Source organism: Paraburkholderia rhizosphaerae, assembly GCF_004366595.1.
GTDB lineage: Bacteria > Pseudomonadota > Gammaproteobacteria > Burkholderiales > Burkholderiaceae > Paraburkholderia > Paraburkholderia rhizosphaerae.
This window is the reverse complement of the sequence record NZ_SORE01000031.1, coordinates 17,851-35,762: the sequence shown is the minus strand read 5'-3', so window position 1 is coordinate 35,762 and position 17,912 is coordinate 17,851. Positions and strand designations below refer to the sequence as shown.

General features: G+C 61.2%; 17 protein-coding genes. 8 read left to right on the top strand and 9 right to left on the bottom strand.

Annotated elements, in window-relative coordinates; translation table 11 throughout:
• Positions 1–354: 354 nt before the first annotated feature.
• The 5 genes from BX592_RS29305 (at position 355) to BX592_RS29285 (ending at position 2,787) form a co-directional block, all read left to right on the top strand.
• On the top strand, positions 355–624 hold the full coding sequence (locus tag BX592_RS29305; RefSeq protein WP_134196788.1) for a hypothetical protein: 270 nt from the start codon (positions 355–357) through the stop codon (positions 622–624).
• 130 nt (positions 625–754) lie between these two features.
• Positions 755–1,027: a hypothetical protein gene (locus tag BX592_RS29300; RefSeq protein WP_134196787.1), complete on the top strand. Its 273-nt coding sequence runs from the start codon at positions 755–757 to the stop codon at positions 1,025–1,027.
• A 220-nt stretch (positions 1,028–1,247) separates the two neighbouring features.
• Entirely contained in the window at positions 1,248–1,475 is a 228-nt protein-coding gene (locus BX592_RS29295; RefSeq protein WP_134196786.1) for a hypothetical protein, read from the top strand.
• Positions 1,476–1,804: 329 nt separating this feature from the next.
• On the top strand, positions 1,805–2,047 hold the full coding sequence (locus tag BX592_RS29290; protein ID WP_243849785.1) for a hypothetical protein: 243 nt from the start codon (positions 1,805–1,807) through the stop codon (positions 2,045–2,047).
• A 143-nt stretch (positions 2,048–2,190) separates the two neighbouring features.
• Positions 2,191–2,787: an IMPACT family protein gene (locus tag BX592_RS29285; protein ID WP_134196785.1), complete on the top strand. Its 597-nt coding sequence runs from the start codon at positions 2,191–2,193 to the stop codon at positions 2,785–2,787.
• A 132-nt stretch (positions 2,788–2,919) separates the two neighbouring features.
• Here the strand turns inward: BX592_RS29285 and BX592_RS29280 are convergent, their stop codons facing one another.
• On the bottom strand, positions 2,920–3,699 hold the full coding sequence (locus tag BX592_RS29280; RefSeq protein ID WP_243849784.1) for an H-NS histone family protein: 780 nt from the start codon (positions 3,697–3,699) through the stop codon (positions 2,920–2,922).
• A 659-nt stretch (positions 3,700–4,358) separates the two neighbouring features.
• On the opposite strand from BX592_RS29280, the gene BX592_RS29275 reads away from it, so the two are divergent.
• Together BX592_RS29275 and BX592_RS29270 are read left to right on the top strand one after the other, a co-directional pair.
• The gene (locus tag BX592_RS29275) at positions 4,359–6,362 is read left to right on the top strand and encodes a bifunctional DedA family/phosphatase PAP2 family protein (protein ID WP_134196784.1); all 2,004 of its coding nucleotides are present in this window, start codon (positions 4,359–4,361) and stop codon (positions 6,360–6,362) included.
• A gap of 130 nt (positions 6,363–6,492) precedes the next feature.
• Positions 6,493–7,542 carry a VTT domain-containing protein gene (locus BX592_RS29270; protein ID WP_243849783.1) on the top strand — a complete coding sequence of 350 codons (1,050 nt, stop codon included), beginning with the start codon at positions 6,493–6,495 and terminating at the stop codon, positions 7,540–7,542.
• Positions 7,543–7,601: 59 nt separating this feature from the next.
• On the opposite strand, the gene BX592_RS29265 is transcribed toward BX592_RS29270, so the two are convergent.
• Complete coding sequence (locus tag BX592_RS29265; protein WP_134196782.1) at positions 7,602–8,711, bottom strand: diguanylate cyclase; 1,110 nt, start codon at positions 8,709–8,711, stop codon at positions 7,602–7,604.
• A gap of 102 nt (positions 8,712–8,813) precedes the next feature.
• Positions 8,814–9,083 carry a hypothetical protein gene (locus tag BX592_RS29260; RefSeq protein ID WP_134196781.1) on the bottom strand — a complete coding sequence of 90 codons (270 nt, stop codon included), beginning with the start codon at positions 9,081–9,083 and terminating at the stop codon, positions 8,814–8,816.
• Positions 9,084–9,086: 3 nt separating this feature from the next.
• Here BX592_RS29260 and BX592_RS29255 point away from each other — a divergent pair, with 3 nt between their 5' ends.
• Positions 9,087–10,673, top strand: a complete 1,587-nt coding sequence (locus BX592_RS29255) for an inorganic phosphate transporter (RefSeq protein ID WP_134196780.1) — start codon at positions 9,087–9,089, stop codon at positions 10,671–10,673.
• Positions 10,674–10,828: 155 nt separating this feature from the next.
• On the opposite strand, the gene ppk2 is transcribed toward BX592_RS29255, so the two are convergent.
• The 6 genes from ppk2 to BX592_RS29225 form a co-directional block, all read right to left on the bottom strand.
• Positions 10,829–11,743, bottom strand: a complete 915-nt coding sequence (gene ppk2 / locus BX592_RS29250; protein ID WP_134196779.1) for a polyphosphate kinase 2 — start codon at positions 11,741–11,743, stop codon at positions 10,829–10,831.
• A gap of 124 nt (positions 11,744–11,867) precedes the next feature.
• Entirely contained in the window at positions 11,868–12,269 is a 402-nt protein-coding gene (locus BX592_RS29245) for a VOC family protein (RefSeq protein WP_134196778.1), read from the bottom strand.
• A 117-nt stretch (positions 12,270–12,386) separates the two neighbouring features.
• Positions 12,387–14,123, bottom strand: coding sequence for a gamma-glutamyltransferase (ggt, locus tag BX592_RS29240; protein WP_134196777.1), 1,737 nt, complete (start codon positions 14,121–14,123; stop codon positions 12,387–12,389).
• Positions 14,124–14,270: 147 nt separating this feature from the next.
• On the bottom strand, positions 14,271–15,671 hold the full coding sequence (locus BX592_RS29235) for an aspartate aminotransferase family protein (protein ID WP_134196776.1): 1,401 nt from the start codon (positions 15,669–15,671) through the stop codon (positions 14,271–14,273).
• Between the two features lie 65 nt (positions 15,672–15,736).
• On the bottom strand, positions 15,737–17,239 hold the full coding sequence (locus BX592_RS29230) for an NAD-dependent succinate-semialdehyde dehydrogenase (protein WP_134196775.1): 1,503 nt from the start codon (positions 17,237–17,239) through the stop codon (positions 15,737–15,739).
• A 146-nt stretch (positions 17,240–17,385) separates the two neighbouring features.
• Positions 17,386–17,877: an Lrp/AsnC family transcriptional regulator gene (locus BX592_RS29225; protein ID WP_134196774.1), complete on the bottom strand. Its 492-nt coding sequence runs from the start codon at positions 17,875–17,877 to the stop codon at positions 17,386–17,388.
• Positions 17,878–17,912: the final 35 nt, after the last annotated feature.

Below are 17,912 nucleotides of genomic sequence, written 5' to 3'. Positions count from 1 at the left end.
GATAAGAGAGATCCTGTCGTAATCAATTACATGCGCTCGTTCGATAGTAGCCCGCACGTTTCTGTTTCGCAAACGGATTTGGCCGCGTGTTGCGCAAACCGGATGTGTTGCGAAGCGGCCAACTACGTTGGGCAATCCGTTGGCCTCGAACCGTCATCATCGGCGTTGCCGGTCGTCGCGCACGGAGCGCGCCGATTGCGTCTCAAGCGGATAGGCCCTTGTGCGGCAACGGCCTGATCGCTTTGCGGCTGTCTGATCGCGCGCCTGGCACAGCCTGTGCGTTGGTGACGTCCGAGCAGACAGAATGCTCAAACGAACCGCAAGACCCATCTATTCCTTGTTAGGAGAACTTTCATGAAATCGCTCACCATCAAAGACCTGTCCCTGACCGAACAACTCGACAGCCGCGCGATGAAGGCCGTGCGCGGTGGCTACCTCGCCTACCCGTACTACCCGAACCTGTCGTTGAAGTTCGATACCAGCAAGACGGTTAACGCGCAGCAGCTTGTAAACCAGTCGATGGACGTCAGCAACGTCAGCAACAACGGCAACGCGTTCACCAAGAACTTCGATACGACGATCACGCCGACGATGACGGGCACGAACAACGTCAACGTGTACTGATCACGGCGACGCTCGCACGGGGCCAGGAGCGCGCATGCCGCGCGCGTTCCTGGTGATCGCGGTCCGCCTGTCCGCTGCTTCCCGCTAATGCTTGCCGCTGTCTCGCACCTGAATTCCCTGGAGAAATATCATGTCGTCCATCATCATCAGCGATCTGTCCGGGACCCGGGCACTCGACCGCCGCGCGATGTCCGCCGTCTCGGGTGGCGCGCCCGGCAATTCGTGGCTTGCGGGCCTGGGCCCGGTTGCCAACGTCAATATCGGCGTTAACCAGAACATCACGCAGATGCAGTTCGTCAATGTCGAAGCATTGAACAACATCGGTGTAATCGGTGCGGGCTTCGTGCCGCCGAACCTGAACGTCAGCCCGAAGCTTTGGGCAAGCACGAACGCAGTCGTGTAACCACGCATTGCTGTGGAGGCACGGGGGCCTCCGCATCGTGCGCTAGCGTGCGCTGCCGGTATCCAGGCGTTCCTTGCCGGTTCCTTGCCGGTTCCGATACGCACGCGTTTTTCCTATACTGGTTGTTCGAACTGAATGCGATTCGCGCGAAGTCACGTGTGATGCAGCTTGCGCACGGACCGCGTGCACCGCGTGGTGTGATCAAGCTTCAGGAACAGCCATGGCCAAGCTCGTTATCAAAGACCTGTCCGCGAATGTCGAACTCGACCGCGCGGCGATGACCGCGATCGTCGGCGGTGCGCGTGTCGGCGCGCGCCTTTTCGGTGTGACGGATCAACCCGCCGTCACGCGTACGGCCGCAAGAGTCGTCGATTTTCCGCCGGGCTTTGCGTCCGCGCGGCAAACAGTCGACGAAAGAATTCCGTCGCAAAGCCTGTTGCGCAAATAGCCGTTGCATACAACGCGTCGTGCTGTCGCAATGCGTCGCGCAATGCAGAGGCGTGCGCGCCTTTAGCGGTGCACGACCGATGCGCGGACCGCTCTGCTGAATCCAACAGAAGCACCCGGATGTGCGGTCACGTCCAACAGGCCTCTCGTTCAACCGTGTGCCTGAATACGCAAACTAGCTCGATACCGGCGCTCACACGTACTAGCCTCAACGCTTTTGAACGCAACCGTGCGCTACCGCACGTAGTCCGTCGTTAATGGCATCCCCCTTGCGCGGGTTGATGCGGGCACAACGTCGTGCTCGCATCAAAGTGTTCAAGGGGAAATGCCATGAAAGCCACGCTTGTCGTCAACGACCTGTCTTTGCCGGCAGTGTCAAATGTGTCGGACCCATCGATTGCACCGCATATTCGCGAGTTGCGACGGATCGCGCTTACGCGGGACAAAATGAAACGTATCGTCGGCGGCCGGACGGTCGTGGTGGGCGTGGACGGTCATGGGACCGGCACGGTCGACGATTGGGAAATCAACACCGCTATCTTCGAAGGTCGCATCAAGGGATCGTATCTGTAGCGGGATCAGGGGTTTTTGTCAAAGGCGCCCCTCTTCGACATGAAGTCAGGGAGGGGCTGCCCATCCGTTCCCGCACCGCCGCATACGCTAACATTGAGGCCTGCGCACCGCCCGGTTGCGCGTCGCCGATATGATCACCCGCTTTGCCGACCTATACCCTTCCGACCGCTTTAACCGCGGAACTCGAAATTCGCAAGAGCCGCTTTATCGCTTATGCGATTCCGGTCGCGGACCGCGATGCCGCGATGAACGAGTTGCGCCGCCTGCGCGACGCACATCCGACGGCGACCCATGTCTGCTGGGCTTTGCTTGCCGGCGGGCAATCGGGCATGTCCGATGACGGCGAACCGTCAGGCACGGCCGGCCGGCCGATTCTCGAAGTGCTGCGCCATCATGATCTGGACGGCGTACTGGCTGCCGTCGTGCGTTATTACGGTGGAGTCAAGCTGGGCGCCGGCGGACTCGTACGCGCTTATACCGATGCTATTGCGAGCGCATTGCAAGACGCGCCGCGCGTCGAGCGGATCGCGCTTGCGACGCTTGCCGTCACAATCGGCTACGCGGACGAAGCGCGCGTACGCCGCTGGATTGAACAGCAAAGCTATGTGCTGGAAAGCAGCGCATATGGAATGGAAGTGGGCTTTGCGATTCGCATGCCGGTTACCGCCCTTAACGAAGCACGGGATGAATTGCGCGATCTCACTCAAGGACGCGCAATCTTTTCGTCAAACGACGGTTAAGGCCGCTTAAGCAACGCAGCGGCGGCAGCGCATCGCGAAGTTTCGCGATGCGCTGCCGCCGCTGCTATTCAAGCCTTTTCAAACTTGATGCGCTTGACGCGCATCACTCCGCGCTCAGCCGCTGCAACGCTATCAGCTCAGCGTGAGCGCGCCGTTTACCGCCGCGGGCGCTGCAACCGATGCGGTGCGGCTTGCCGTCTTGCTCACGCCGCCGCGACCGGTCTTGCGCGCAGACCTTTTACCGGCCACGGCCTTTCTGACTACCGCTTTTTTTGCGGCCTTGCTAGCGGTCGCCTTCTTTGTCGCCTTCTTTGCTGCCGTCTTTCCAGCAACTGCCGCCCGTGCAGAAGCACCCTTTTTAGCTGCAGCCTTCGCGCCGGCAATCTTCTTCGCCGCAGTCTTTCCGGTTGCAGTCTTCGCAGCAGCCATCTTTCTGGCCGCCCCCTTGCTGGTAGCCGTCTTTTTAGACGCCGCTTTACGGCCCACCGCGCTGCTTGCCGCCGGCTTGACAGTCACGCTAGCCGAGACTGCCGCGCTGCCGCCATCGATCAAGAACTTGCTTCGGTCTTTCACGTTCTTGATCCATGCCGGCGGCCGGGCATGCCCGCTCCAGGTGGCGCCTGTCTTTGGGTCGCGGTACTTGGGAGGCAGTTTGCCTTTCGTTGCAACTGCGCTTTTTAGCTTGCCGGCGCCAAGCCCGAGTCTTTGCGCCCTTTCGCGTTCACGTCTTGCCTTCGCGCGCGTTTCGATATCGTGCGTCGTAAGCCCATGCTTGAGCATCAGTTCGCGAATCTGGTCAAGCGCGTTTTGAGCGCGTCTTGCGATGATGACCTCGGCCTGCGCTTGCAGCTTTTTCATGCGCGTCTGGATTTGCTCCAATGTGGCCATACTCCTCTCCTGGTTGAACGACATAAGCGGACTATGCCACGGATATACATTGAAGTGCTATGTTTTTAACCCGAAGTAAGGTAATAACAACAACTTCAGGCTTAGCAACCGTCGCAAAAAAGCAAAAGACGCCTATTGAAATTATGCGCAAGCCGGTCAAGCCGCCTGTTTTTTCGATATCACCGCGCGAACGCCAGCAAGCCGTTAGCTGTTTTTAACAGAATCGCACAGGCGACGATCATATCCACAACACGCGATGACGATCGTCCCGGCAAAGCCGATAAGGATAGGCGCTCGATACGAAACAGGAACTCAGGATTGAATCGACATCGCGTGCATGATTACGCGAATACGGTCTATTGAAAGTTCGTGAGCTTGCTGGCGTGGCAATCGCGCATCAATTCAATGATTGGCTATTACCACGACGACGCGAACCGCTATGCCAATTTTCATCAACCGGTGGTCACGATTCTTACGTTTTGAATTACGGCTATCGTCGCAAGCTCGAGCTAAACGCTGAACTCGCGCGTTCGGGTTCGATAGACGCAGGACCGACGCAGGGTCCACTGCGCGCATACGTGCATTACCCTTAGACTGTTACAGTCATGCAGGCCACACCATGCCGCTCGCATCCATGGCCGCGTCACTCACCGCCACTCGTTGCCTTAGATCGGGAGATTCCTATGGAGCATGCGTACATCCAGTTACTGCACCTGTTAGCGGGGCACGCTGGATGGACGTTGGCTGTCGTCTTTCTTGCCGCCTTTCTTGAAGCACTCGCCGTGATCGGCACGTTCGTGCCCGGCAGCACCACGCTGTTCATTGCAGGCGCGCTGGTCGGTACCGGCTCGCTCAATCTCGGCTGGCTGCTGGCCGTTGCAATAGTCGGCGCGATCGCGGGCGACGGCATCAGTTACTGGATCGGTCATCGCTATCGACACACTATCCCCGGAATATGGCCGTTCCGCACGCATCCCAAACTGCTCGAAAGAGGCCATCAGTACTTCGATAAATACGGCGCCAAAGCGGTCTTGTTCGGACGTTTTGTCGGACCGCTGCGCGCGGTCGTGCCGGTGGTCGCCGGCATGATGGAAATGCCACCGGCGCGTTTCTACGCAATGAACGTGCTGTCCGCCGCGCTATGGGCGCCCGCGCATATCCTGCCGGGCGTCGTGTTCGGTGCATCGATACAGCTTGCCGGGGACGTGTCGTTCCGGCTCGTCGCCGCGCTGGCGATTATCGTCTGCGCGGTGTGGCTGATCTACGTAACCGCGCGCTTCCTGCTTTCGCATGCGCACGCATGGGCAATCACGTCACAGCGACGCGTGGTGCAGTGGGCCCGCCATCATCGTGGGCCCGCTGGCCGCTTCGTGCTGCACCTGATCGACCCGGCACAGCACAGCACCGTGCTCGTCGTCTCGATCTCGATCTTCGTGTTGCTATGCGCGGGAATTTTCTTCGGCGTACTGCAGGACGTCGTGCGGGGCGACCCGCTGGTGCAGATCGATCTGTCGGTCTACCGCTTCATGCGTTCGATCCATTCGCCATGGCTGGCCGACGTGCTCGCCCGCGTGACCGCGCTCGGCACCGTGCCGACGCTCACTGCGCTGATCGCCACCGGCGTGCTGTGGATGGTCTATGAGCGGCGCTGGCGCACCGTCGTCTACTGGCTGGTGGCGGTCACGTTTTCACAGGCACTGATCGTCGCGATCCAGTTGATCGTGAATCGCGCGCCGCCTTGGGGCGGAAGCGCCGACGGATACGCATTTCCTAGCAACCACGTAGCGGCAAGCGTGGTCGTCTATGGGTTTCTTGGCTTTATTCTCACGCGCCGGGTCGGCGTATTCAGCGCAATCCTCGTCACGACGGTCGGCACCGCGATCCTCATCGCAATTGCGTTTGCCGGCGTGTATTCGGGCCGCTTCGCGTTTTCGGACGCAATCGGTGGCGCCGCGTTTGCGGCGATCTGGGTCGCGATCGTCGCGTTGACCGCCGTGTGGCGCAACCCGCATATTCAGTCGACCCGTCCATGGATGCCGGTCGTCGTGCTCGCGGTGATCTGCGCGAGCGTCGTGCTGCAACAGCACTTCCGCCCCGAATCGCTTGCGATGCCGCCGATGACGCCCCGTCCCGCAATCGTCGTCACCGAAGCGCAATGGACCGATTCGTTGTGGAAGACCTTTCCGTGCTATCGCTCGGACCTGAAGGGCGACCATCGCGAGCCGATCACGGTGCAATGGGCGGCCGACGCCGATCAGATCAAAAAGCAACTTGGCAGCCGCGGCTGGGTGCCGGGCACGCGTTTCTCCACACGCAGTGTTTTTTCGCTGATCTCGCCAAATGTCCCCGCGATGGACTTGCCGGTGCTGCCCAAGCTCAACGATGGCGTACCGTCGACGCTCGTATTCGCCCGTCAGCGCGAGCGGCGCGATGAGCGCGACGTGCTGCGCTTCTGGGAGACCGGCTATGCGGTGCAGCGCAAAGAGGGTGCGCCCGCGACGCCGATCTGGCTCGGCTCCCTCGTGCACGAGCGGCTACTACGTCCTTCGTGGCCGTTCAACGTGCTGTACACGGACCGTAAGCTCGATCCGATGATTTCCCATCAAGGCAGACCTGAATGGGAGGAATTCGAAATGTCGCAAGGGGTGGGCTGCAAAGGTGTGCCGATCACGCTGATCGCGCGGTAAGCCAGGGGCCACGTGCGCGCGGCGCGCATCCATGCAACAATGCCCGGGACCAGATCGCCCGCCACCTGCTTTGGCTTTGCGCCAGTTAGCTTGCGCTTTAGCCTGGGGCGCGCCGCAAGGAGACTTTCCCGTGATCGAATTTCCGGCCGACGCAGTCGCGAAGTGGGGCAGCGCGCTGGTGTTCCTCAATGTGCTGATCGCGCGCCTGGGCATACCGATTCCCGCGGTGCCGCTGCTGCTATTCGCCGGCGTCGCGATCGTGGACCACCGGCTGTCGTTCTGGCACGTGCTCGGCGCCGCGGGGTTAGGCGCACTGACCGGCGACAGCGTCTGGTTCACAGCCGGCCGGATATTCGGTCGACGGCTGATTCACGCACTCGCGCGTTTGTCGGTTACCGTCGAAAAGCGTGTCCGAAAAGCACGGGCGCTATTTGCCCGTTTCGGTCCTGGCATTGTCGCCGTGTCGAAGTTCGTTCCAGGTCTCGCGATCATCACACCGCCGCTGATGGGCACGACGCGCGTAAGCGCCGCGATCTTCTTCGCGTGGGATGCGCTCGGTGTCACTGCATGGGCGACCTTCTGGTTACTCGGCGGCGCGCTGTTCGAGCGGCATTTGCGAATGTTCATCGTCGAGGTGCGCCGCCACGGCGCGACGGCAATCGACGTGCTCGTTGTGCTCGCACTCATCTATCTGCTTTATCGGCTGATTCTGCGCTGGCGCGCACAGCCTCCGTTCGCACTTGCCAGCGTCACACCAGAGGGGATCGACGAGATGTTGCGCCCGGCCTTGCCGCCGATGATTCTCGATGCGCGACCGGAACCGGTGCGGCAACAGGAACCGTATCGGCTGCCACGCGTGATGCATGTCGAGCGCAATTCGCTGGGCGAAGTGGACGCATCGTCGGTCGAGCGGAATACCGTAGTTTACTGCGTGTGCCCCGATCAGGAGACCGCGCGTACGTTATCGCAGCAAATGCGCGACAAGGGTTTCAGGCAAGTCCGCGCGATCAGGGGCGGACTCGATGCGTGGGAGCGCCGCGGCTACGCGGTCGAGCCAGTCCCCACGAAACACGCACGGACGCGCGACGGACGGGACGACGAGCATGAGGCCAAGCAGGAAACGTCATCCGAAGTGACGCTGCGCGCGATTGCGTCGTGGCATCCGCTTTCTTCCACCTGACTTCATTTCATCGATAAGACGCGCGACGTGCGGCAACGCCGCAACGCGCCAATGCCGGATCACAGCTTCGCGCCGGCCGCCGGAACGGACGTCGTGCTCGCCGCGACGACGATGCGGTCCCGCCCCTGCGCCTTCGCCTGGTAAAGGCTGCGGTCCGCTTCGAGCAGCCATCGGTGATAGTCCGGCATATCCGGCGTCAGTTGCGCAATCCCCGCGCTGACCGTGCATGGACATGAAGCGCCGGGCTCATGCGCCTGTTCGCGCACTCGCAATAGCAACTCCGTCGCGACTGCCTGCGTCTCGCGCAACGTTGCGCCCGGCAGCACTACCCCGAATTCCTCGCCGCCATAGCGGCCGATGCTGTCGCCTGAGCGAAAATGCCGGCGCAACAGATCGGCGAAAGCGATCAGCACCGCGTCGCCGGCTGGATGGCCGAGCGTGTCGTTGATGCGCTTGAAGTGATCGAGGTCGATCAGCAGCAGACATGACGCATAGCCGTTTGCGCGGCAGCGATCGAACTCTCTTGCGAGTTGCCCCTCCCAATGCCGGCGGTTCCATAGTCTTGTCAGCCCATCGGTGCGGCTCAGGTGCTCGAATTCGCGCGTACGCGCGGCGAGCTTCTGGGAGATCCGGTACATCGCCCAGCCCAGCGCGATCGGATAGATGATGAGCAGCGGCAGGCACGCGACGATCGTGGTCATCGTCGACATCGGCGTGAACGTGACACCCATGACGAGCACGCCAAGCGCGATGCCGGCCGCATGTGCGCCGATACCCCGCACGAACAGACGTACGCCGCCCGCCGCGACATTGTCCATGCTGAGCATCACGAGGATCACCACGCTCGGCAGCACGTTGAACTGCATCACGACAATCCAGAAGCCACCGAATAACGAGTCGACCATCAGATTGAGTCGCTCGCCGCGGTACGGAACCACACACGCGAGCGCAGCGCGGCGCGCGACATGCGGCCAGATAAAGCCGTGGAACACCGCGAGGGCCCACAGCGCGATGCCGCGCTGCTGACCGAGGAGAACCGAAGCAACGCACAGAAAGCCCAGGCCGAACCCGACAATGCGAAGCCGGTAAAGACGTTCGACGAAGCGCTTTCCACTGCCGGCCGGAAGGTCAGCCGGCCGATCCGTCGTTCGATCCGTTTCTGATGCCATCTACCACCTGCGCAAAGAACAGCCGGACACACAAGGACACCCAATCGATGCGCACGCAACGGTGAGCGCTGAAGGTATGACGTGCTTAATGCGGTAAAAATTCTACCAGTTTATCTTTGCCGAGCAGTACGATATGGAAGTTTTTCCGCATCCGGCGTGCCCGCGCCGCTGCTGAGTCCACATCGCGTTTGCATCGCGTGCGCCCTGCGCCTTGAAGCCCGTTTCATCGCCCATTGAATCCGCCTTTTGCTGTGTCGTGAACAGTGAATTCGTCAGTTTTTTGCGCGGCTCATTAGTCACGCCGCTGTCATCCTGACGACACACTTTCAACTCAGCATCGAAAATCCACGCGACCAATCCTGGGAGGTACACGCGATGCCGGAACTCTCCTTCCCGCAAGCGGGCTCAGCAAGCGGAAAAGGCCGCAGCATAGGCCTCGTCGTCTTTCTGCTGGTGATCATTGCCGGCGCGATCTATTGCGCGATGCATCTGATCAACGATCTGCAGAATGTCAGGCAAGCTTCATTTCTGCCGTATCTGATGCTCGGGGTCGCACTGCTGATCGCGCTCGGTTTTGAGTTCGTCAACGGCTTTCACGACACCGCCAATGCGGTTGCGACTGTTATCTACACCCATTCGCTAGCGCCGAACATTGCGGTGGTCTGGTCGGGTGCATGGAATTTTCTTGGCGTCCTGACCTCGACCGGCGCCGTCGCGTTCGGCATCCTCCAACTGCTGCCCGTCGAGCTGATCCTGCAGGTCGGCAGTGGCGCCGGTTTTGCGATGGTGTTCGCGCTGCTGATCGCGGCGATCATCTGGAATCTCGGCACCTGGTACCTCGGTTTGCCGTCGTCCAGTTCGCATACGCTGATCGGTTCGATCGTCGGCGTCGGGCTGATGAATCAGTTGCTGCACGGCACGTCGGGCACGAGTGGCGTGGACTGGAACCAGGCGCTTGGCGTCGGCAAGTCGCTGCTGTTTTCGCCGATCGTCGGCTTCCTCGCAGCGGGGCTGCTGCTGCTGGTGCTGAAAGCGGTCGTGCGCGTGCCAGCGCTCTATAAGGAGCCCGCCGGTAAAGAACCGCCGCCGTTCTGGATTCGCGCACTGCTGATCCTCACCTGCACCGGCGTGTCGTTCGCGCACGGCTCGAACGACGGTCAGAAAGGCATGGGCCTTATCATGCTGATCCTGATCGGCATCGTACCGACCGCCTACGCACTAAACAAGGCGGTCACGCCTTCGCAAACGCAGACTTTCCTTGCGGTGTCGCAACAAGCCGCCGCGGCATTCGGCCGGTACACCGATGGCGCGGCGCCGTCGGTTGCGCCGCGCAACGACGTCGAGCGCTTCGTGCAGACCCGCCAGTTGTCCAGGACCACGATTGCCGCCATGCAGCAACTGTCGGAGCGTATCGGCCAGCAGATCAGCGAATCGGGATCGCTCGCGAATGTGCCGCAGGACCAGGTCAACAACGTGCGTAACGACATGTACATCGCATCCGAAGCGATTCGCCTGATGCTGAAGGCGAATACGCCCGCGTTCGCGCCTGACGATGCGAAGGCGATCGAGAACTTCAAGAAACAGATGGACAGCGCAACCAGGTTCATCCCGACCTGGGTGAAGGTCGCGGTCGCGATCGCGTTGGGTCTGGGGACGATGGTCGGCTGGAAGCGCATCGTCGTCACGGTCGGTGAAAAGATCGGCAAACAGCATCTGACTTATGGACAGGGCGCTTCGGCCGAAGTCGTCGCCATGCTGACGATCGGTGCGGCCGACGCCTACGGCCTGCCGGTATCGACCACCCATGTGCTGTCGTCGGGCGTCGCCGGCACGATGGCGGCGAACGGCTCGGGTCTGCAGTGGGGCACGGTGCGCAGCCTCGTACTCGCATGGGTGCTGACCCTGCCTGTGTCGATCGCGTTGTCGGCGGGCTTGTATTGGGTGTTTCGCAATCTGTTCTGATCCGGCATCGGGCGGCGCCGCCAAGCCGGCGAAGCGCCAGTAAAAAAGCGCGGCGCAGATCCAACTCCGCCGCGCTTTGCTTTTGATGCGTGACCGTATGTCTGCGCGCCTGCACCGATGCTCGCGCCTGGCGACGCGAACAACGCGCCGTTCAATCAATACAACTCAGGCACGATCATATTGCCCGGCACGGGCTGCCGGATGTAGTCCGGATGGTGCACGCGCTCCGGCAGCGTGATCGAAGCGTGCTCGACTTCCTTGTACGGCACCTGGCTTAACAGATGGTGAATGCAGTTCAGGCGCGCGCGCTTCTTGTCGACCGCCTGCACAACCCACCACGGCGCCTCCGGAATATGCGAGCGCTGCAGCATCACCTCTTTCGCCTGCGTGTACGCTTCCCAGCGGCGACGGCTTTCGAGGTCCATCGGGCTTAGCTTCCATTGCTTCAGCGGATCGTGAATACGCGCCTGGAAACGGATTTCCTGTTCCTCGTCGGTAATCGAAAACCAGTATTTGAGGATCTGGATGCCGCTGCGCACGAGCATCTTTTCGAACTCCGGCACCGAGCGAAAAAACTCTTCGTACTCCGCGTCATTGCAAAAGCCCATCACACGTTCGACGCCTGCGCGGTTGTACCAGCTACGATCGAACAGCACCATTTCGCCGCCAGCCGGCAGATGACTCACGTAACGCTGGAAATACCATTGCGTGCGCTCGCGGTTATTCGGCGCCGGCAGCGCCGCGACGCGGCACACGCGCGGATTCAGCCGCTGCGTGATGCGCTTGATCGCGCCGCCCTTGCCGGCCGCGTCGCGGCCCTCGAAAATCACGACTACCCGGTGGCCGGTCTGCACGATCCAGTCCTGCAGCTTCACCAGTTCGCCCTGCAACCGGAACAGCTCGCGAAAATACTGTTTGCGTGATGCGCGCGCTTCATCGGTCAACGCGTCCGCGCCGTCGAGGATGCGGTCGTCGACTTCCATTTCCAGTTCCTCATCGTACGCGTCGATAAGGTCTTCCTCGAAGCGCCGCTGCCGCGCGGCCAGGGACTCACGGTCAAGCTCGTTCATCGCGTTTCTCCACAATTGCGCACTGCACTCGAATGGCAGCGCCGAAAGGTCGATTATCGGCGCACGAGGTGTCAGCCTTGTTACCTGTCAGCGCAATGTCATCGAACCTGGGTATCCGCAAAGTTTACCGCAGCCGTTTTGCGAAACTCAGTTGATGGCCATCCGGGTCCTGGATGTGGAAATAGCGTTCGCCCCATGTCGCGTCGGCCGGGGCGCTTTCGGGCGCGAGGCCCGCATCGAGCGCGCGCTGATACAGTGCATCGACATCGGACACGTGGATGATCACGCGCCCCCACCAGTTGATCGGCCCATGCGTTTCCGCGATCAGATTCAGGTGCGACCCGCCGAATGCGTATGACGTGAAGTCCGCATCGGCGCCGCCGTACGCGAACGGAAAACCGAGCGCGCCGTAGAACTGCACCGCACGCGCCATGTCGGCAGTCGCCAGCGTGACCGCGTTGATCGATTCGATGCGGGCGTCAATTGCGCCAACGGGCTGCACCGAAGTTTTCGGGCTGCGGGCCATGTGCACTCCTCCTTCACGCCAAGGCGAAAACGGCAGCCGCGCGACTGCGGCTGCCGTTCGGTCTACTGTAACGACGCCGCCCATGCATCGGGTGGCGCAACGCGCATGTGCGCTGTATCACTGAACCAGATACACGCGCGTCACGCCGCGACCGCGCGGGTCCGACACCGCATTCGGCATATCGCCATTGATCTTGATTGCCTGAACGTCGCCATTGAAGTTCTGCTTTTGCAGAACGTAGCCTTTTGCTTCGACCTGCTTCGCAAGTTGGCCGTCAATCGGCGCGTACGGTTCCCAGAAAATCGTATTCGGTGGCAACAGCTGATGATGAAAGCGCATCGCGGCAACGGCGTCTTTCAACGGCATGTCGAAATCGTACACGTTGTTGATCACCTGGAAAATCGTCGTGAAGATCCGTGAGCCGCCCGGCGTACCGATGACCAGCGACACCTTGCCATCTTTGGTCAGAATGGTCGGCGTCATCGACGAAAGCGGACGTTTCTTCGGTTCGATCGCATTCGCATCGCTGCCGACCACGCCAAACATGTTTGGCACGCCCGGCTTCGATGCGAAGTCGTCCATTTCATCGTTGAGCACGATGCCGGTGCCTTGCGCAACGACTCCCGAGCCGAAATAGCCGTTAACCGTGTAGGTGTTCGATACCGCGTTGCCCCACTTGTCGACCACCGAGAAATGCGTCGTCTCCGCTTTTTCGGGCATCGACGTACCAAGGCCCGCCTGCACGCTCTTCGTGTCGGACGGCGTATCCGGATTGACTTCGGCCGCGCGCTTCGCGAGATACGCGTCATTGGTCAGTTGCGCGACCGGCACCTTGTAGAAGTCCGGATCACCGAGATATTGCGCGCGATCCGCGAACACGCGCTTTTCGATCTCCGCCAGCAGATGAATGTATTGCGGAGAATTCAGCTCGACGCCATTGAAGTCCTGCTTCAAGTCCGCCTTCATCTTCAGCAGCTGTACAAGACCGACGCCGCCCGAACTCGGCGGCGGTGCGGTAATCACGCGATAGCCGTTCCAGTTCGCTTCGATCGGCTGGCGCCAGACCGCTTTATAGTCGTGCAGATCGCGCTTCGTGATCAGCCCATGTCCCCGCATTGAAGCGGCGATCAGATCCGCGGTCTTGCCGTCATAGAATTCTTTCGCACCACGATTCGCGATGCGCGTGAGTACCGCGGCCAGATCCGGCTGCTTGAACGTTTCGCCCGCCTTCATGCTGCCGAAATAGGTATCGAAGTTCGTCTTGCCCTCGAAGTCTTTCGCGGATTTGTCGCGCCGCTCGGCCAGTTGCTCGTCGACGACGAAACCATCGCGCGCATATTTGATTGCGGGCGCAAGCACCTGTTTCCACTGCAACCGGCCGAAGCGGCGCTGCGCTTCCCACATGCCGGCGACCGTGCCCGGCACGCCGACCGCGTAGTAGCCGTACAGACTTTTGCCCTTGATCACGTTGCCCTGCTCGTCGAGATACATCGTGCGGGTCGCCGCGAGCGGCGCACGCTCTCGATAGTCGATGAAATAGGGCTTGCCGTTCACGTACAGCGTCATAAAGCCGCCGCCACCGATATTGCCTGCCTCCGGATAGGTCACGGCCAGCGTGAACGCGATCGCCACCGCGGCATCGACCGCGTTGCCGCCTTCCTTGAAAATCTGTTCCGCGGCGTCCGCGCTGTATTTGTCGGCAACCGCAATGGCCGATGCGGATAGCACCACCGGCTGATTCGCGGGGCCCTTCGCATAGACCGGCGTGGCTTCAAGAAAGCTTGCCGAAAGGGACACGAGCCCGGCAAATGCCAGACCCGCGATGGAGAGTTTCGCTTTGTTATTGGGCGCCATTGGCTGTTCTCCCTGACATGAACTGCGCGACTCTCAACAGCGAGTGAGAATCCTGTCATGGGCTTATAACATGCCAACGCGCGATTGCGAACCCCGCCGCATGCGTTTGTCGCGCATGCGGCGGTGCGGCGTGACGAAGGTCGACGTTTATGCAGCGGCCTTCGAGGTCAACACCTGACCGGCCACTTCATCGACCGCGGCCTTCGTGAGACGCACGATTTCATCGACGTCCGCACGGGTCGCAACGAGCGGCGGCGCGAAGCCGAGAATGTCGCCATGCGGCATCGCACGTGCGATCAGACCGCGCTGGAACGCAGCGGTCGACACGCGCGGCCCGACCTTCAACGTCGCATCGAATGGCCGGCGCTCGTCCTTATCGGCCATGAATTCAAGCGCAGCAAGCATGCCTGCGCCGCGCACTTCGCCGACGAGCGGATGCGCATCGAATGCCGCATGCATTTGCTCGAGCAAATACGCGCCGGTTTGCGCCGCGTTTTCGCTGATGTTCTCGCGTTCGAGAATGTCGAGGTTCGCGAGCGCCGCCGCTGCGCAGATCGGGTGGCCCGAGTACGTCCAGCCGTGCCCCATCGGGCCGGCTTCCTGCGATGCGCTGTCGATCACATCCCACACGCGCTCGCTGACGATCACGCCGGACAGCGGCGCATACGCGCTTGTCAGTCCCTTCGCGACGGTGATCAGATCCGGCTCGATGCCGTAGTGCTGCGCGCCCATTTTCGAGCCGAGCCGGCCGAAGCCACAGACGACTTCGTCGCAGATCAACAGGATGTCGTGTTTCTGCAGCACTTTCTGGATCGCGGGCCAGTAACCTGCCGGCGGCGGCACGATACCGCCGGTGCCCATCACCGGTTCGCCGATGAACGCGGCGATCGTATCGGCGCCTTCCTGCGCGATCAGCTTTTCGAGCTCATCGACGCAATAATTGACAAATTGAGCCTCATTCATGCCGGCCGGCGCCTGCCGGTACCAATGCGGACACACGGTGTGCTTGACCCGTTCGATTGGCAGATCGAAGAACTGATGAAAGCTCGGCAGCCCGGTCAGACTTCCGGTGACGATGCCGGACCCGTGATAGCCGCGCTGGCGCGAAATGATCTTCTTCTTGTTCGGCCGCCCTTTCACATTGTTGTAGTACCAGACAATCTTGATCTGCGTTTCATTCGCGTCCGAGCCGGACATGCCGTAGTAAACCTTCTTCATGCCAGCCGGCGACCAGTCGATGATGCGCGACGACAGCTCGATAATCGTGTCCGTCGAATGCCCGACGTACGTGTGGTAATACGCGAGCTTTTTGGCCTGTTCGTAGATCGCTTCGGCCACTTCGGTGCGGCCGTAACCAATGTTCACGCAGTAAAGGCCCGCAAAAGCATCGATATACGACTTGCCCTGATGGTCTTCGATGCGAATGCCTTTCGCGCCGGTCACGATACGGCCGGGCAGCGCACCGCTTGCATGGTCGTGCGCATGCGTCGACGGGTGCATGAAATGCGCGCGGTCGGCGGCCAGCAGTTGTTCGAGTGATTGAGTCATGGCGTGCTCCCTCTTGAATAGTCAGTTGCGTTCGGTAGTAAAGGCCATTAGCCGTTTTCGGCCTGTCAGCCGGCAATGGCGTGTGCGGCGCGCGTCGCATCGGCAACCGGCAGGCCCAGTTGACCGAGGCAGAAGTAACGGGTCTCGACGAACGGCTCGAAGCCTTCAGCTCCGCCTTCGCGACCAAGCCCCGACGCCTTCATGCCGCCGAACGGAATCGGCGCACCGGTGAACTTCGCGCCATTGACCGACACCATCGCGAACTCCAGACGGCGGATCAGCTGGAACACCGTATTCAGGTCAGTCGCGCACAAATACGCGGCAAGCCCATACTCGGTGTCGTTGGCGCGCGTAATCGCTTCATCGAGCGTGTCGAACGGGGACACCGCCGAGATCGGCGCGAAATTTTCCTCATCATAGACACGCATGCCAGGCGTCGCGTCCGCGATCACCGTCGGTTCGAAGAACCAGCCACCGCGTGCATGCGGCGCGCCACCGACCGTGATGCGTGCGCCTCTCGTGCGCGCATCGACCACCCGCGCGACGGTCGCATCGAACGCGCCCTGGTGCATCAGCGGGCCGACGTCGACATTCGCATCGAATGCGGCGCCGACCTTCAGCGCACCCACCGCGTCGCTGTAGCGCTCGACGAATCGCTCGTACAGCGGCCGCGCGACGAAGATGCGATTAGCTGCGCAACAATCCTGCCCGGACGTCTGGAACTTTGCGGCAACCGCGACGCGCACGGCCTGTTCGAGGTCAGCGTCCGCGGTCACGATAAACGGCGCGTTGCCGCCGAGTTCGAGCGCGGTCTTCTTGATTCCCGATTGCGCCGCAGCCTGCATCACGAGCCCGCCGACACGCGTCGAGCCGGTAAAGCTGACCGTGCGCACACGCGGGTCGCGCACCAGTGTTTCCATCGCCATTTGCGGCTCGCCGAGCACGACATTGAAAACGCCCGCCGGGAATCCCGCTTCTTCGGCGAGCTGCGCAAGCGCAAGCGCCGAAAACGGCGTTTCATGCGCCGGCTTGACGACGACAGTGCAGCCCGCTGCGAGCGCCGCCGCGGCTTTGCGCGTGATCATCGCGTGCGGAAAATTCCATGGCGTAATCAAAGCGGCAACACCGACCGGTTCAAGGATCGTACCCAGATGCGCGCCATCGATATGCGTCGGAATCGTGCGGCCGTTCAGGCGTTTTCCCTCATGCGCGAACCACTCGATAAAGCTCGCACCGTATGCGACCTCACCGCGCGATTCGGCAAGCGGCTTACCTTGCTCGATCGACAGAATGCCAGCCAGGTCGTGCTGATGACGCATCACGAGTTCATGCCAGCGCAGCAGCAACGCCGCGCGCTTCGCGACCGGCACATAACGCCAGCTTTCGAATGCACGTTGTGCAGCGTCGACCGCTTGTGTGATTTGCGGCGCTTCGAGCATCGGTACATGGCCGATCACTTCCTGGTCCGCGGGGTTCTGCACCGCGACCGTGGATGCACTATCGCTATGCACCCAGCGACCATCGACATAGCACAGCGATTTGAAAAGAACGGGATGACCCAGCAACATACGCACCTCCTCCGTGTGTTCATCGTCTATGCATTACTGTACGGGCGATCGAAGTGCGGTTTTTTCGGTTCATGGCACTGCGCGTTGCTGATTTTTCTGTTTTATACGTCTGCGCGACGTGTTTTTTCGGGCGCTGCCATGACGCGTCATGCGTCGTCGACAGCGGCTCCGTCAACCCAGTCGGACAGGTCCTCGGGCACGCTCTTCACGACCTTGGTCACGATATAGGTGAAGTAACGCTCGATGCCGAGGTCATCGGTCAGCAGCGAGTCGATAAAACGCTGGTAGTGATCGATATCGCGCGACATCACATGCAGCACATAGTCAACGCCGCCGCCGGTCGCGTGGCATTGCACGACTTCGGGCGCCGCCACCACGCGCTCCTCGAAGCGGCGCATATCCTGCGCGGTATGCCGCGCAAGCGTCACCTCGACGATGATGCGGCTGCCCTTGAACGCGCGCGCCCAATCGATATCGGCGCGGTAGCCGCGAATCACGCTGCTTTCCTCGAGCCGTCGCACCCGTTCCCACGCGGGCGAAATCGACAGATTCACTTCCTCCGCGAGACGCGACTTCGTAATACGTCCGTCGCGCGCGAGAATGCGCAAAATGGCGAGATCGTAGCGGTCGAGTTTCATCGTGTTCGGACGGCATGCGCTGCGCGGCGCATGCC

Bases quoted from the DNA above. Each gene is read 5' to 3' on its own strand.
- ggt (WP_134196777.1), bottom strand. From the start codon at position 14,123: ATGGCGCCCAATAACAAAGCGAAACTCTCCATCGCGGGTCTGGCATTT.
- BX592_RS29300 (WP_134196787.1), top strand. From the start codon at position 755: ATGTCGTCCATCATCATCAGCGATCTGTCCGGGACCCGGGCACTCGAC.
- BX592_RS29235 (WP_134196776.1), bottom strand. From the start codon at position 15,671: ATGACTCAATCACTCGAACAACTGCTGGCCGCCGACCGCGCGCATTTC.
- BX592_RS29295 (WP_134196786.1), top strand. From the start codon at position 1,248: ATGGCCAAGCTCGTTATCAAAGACCTGTCCGCGAATGTCGAACTCGAC.
- BX592_RS29280 (WP_243849784.1), bottom strand. From the start codon at position 3,699: ATGTCGTTCAACCAGGAGAGGAGTATGGCCACATTGGAGCAAATCCAG.
- BX592_RS29245 (WP_134196778.1), bottom strand. From the start codon at position 12,269: ATGGCCCGCAGCCCGAAAACTTCGGTGCAGCCCGTTGGCGCAATTGAC.
- BX592_RS29290 (WP_243849785.1), top strand. From the start codon at position 1,805: ATGAAAGCCACGCTTGTCGTCAACGACCTGTCTTTGCCGGCAGTGTCA.
- ppk2 (WP_134196779.1), bottom strand. From the start codon at position 11,743: ATGAACGAGCTTGACCGTGAGTCCCTGGCCGCGCGGCAGCGGCGCTTC.
- BX592_RS29230 (WP_134196775.1), bottom strand. From the start codon at position 17,239: ATGTTGCTGGGTCATCCCGTTCTTTTCAAATCGCTGTGCTATGTCGAT.
- BX592_RS29265 (WP_134196782.1), bottom strand. From the start codon at position 8,711: ATGGCATCAGAAACGGATCGAACGACGGATCGGCCGGCTGACCTTCCG.
- BX592_RS29305 (WP_134196788.1), top strand. From the start codon at position 355: ATGAAATCGCTCACCATCAAAGACCTGTCCCTGACCGAACAACTCGAC.
- BX592_RS29255 (WP_134196780.1), top strand. From the start codon at position 9,087: ATGCCGGAACTCTCCTTCCCGCAAGCGGGCTCAGCAAGCGGAAAAGGC.
- BX592_RS29225 (WP_134196774.1), bottom strand. From the start codon at position 17,877: ATGAAACTCGACCGCTACGATCTCGCCATTTTGCGCATTCTCGCGCGC.
- BX592_RS29275 (WP_134196784.1), top strand. From the start codon at position 4,359: ATGGAGCATGCGTACATCCAGTTACTGCACCTGTTAGCGGGGCACGCT.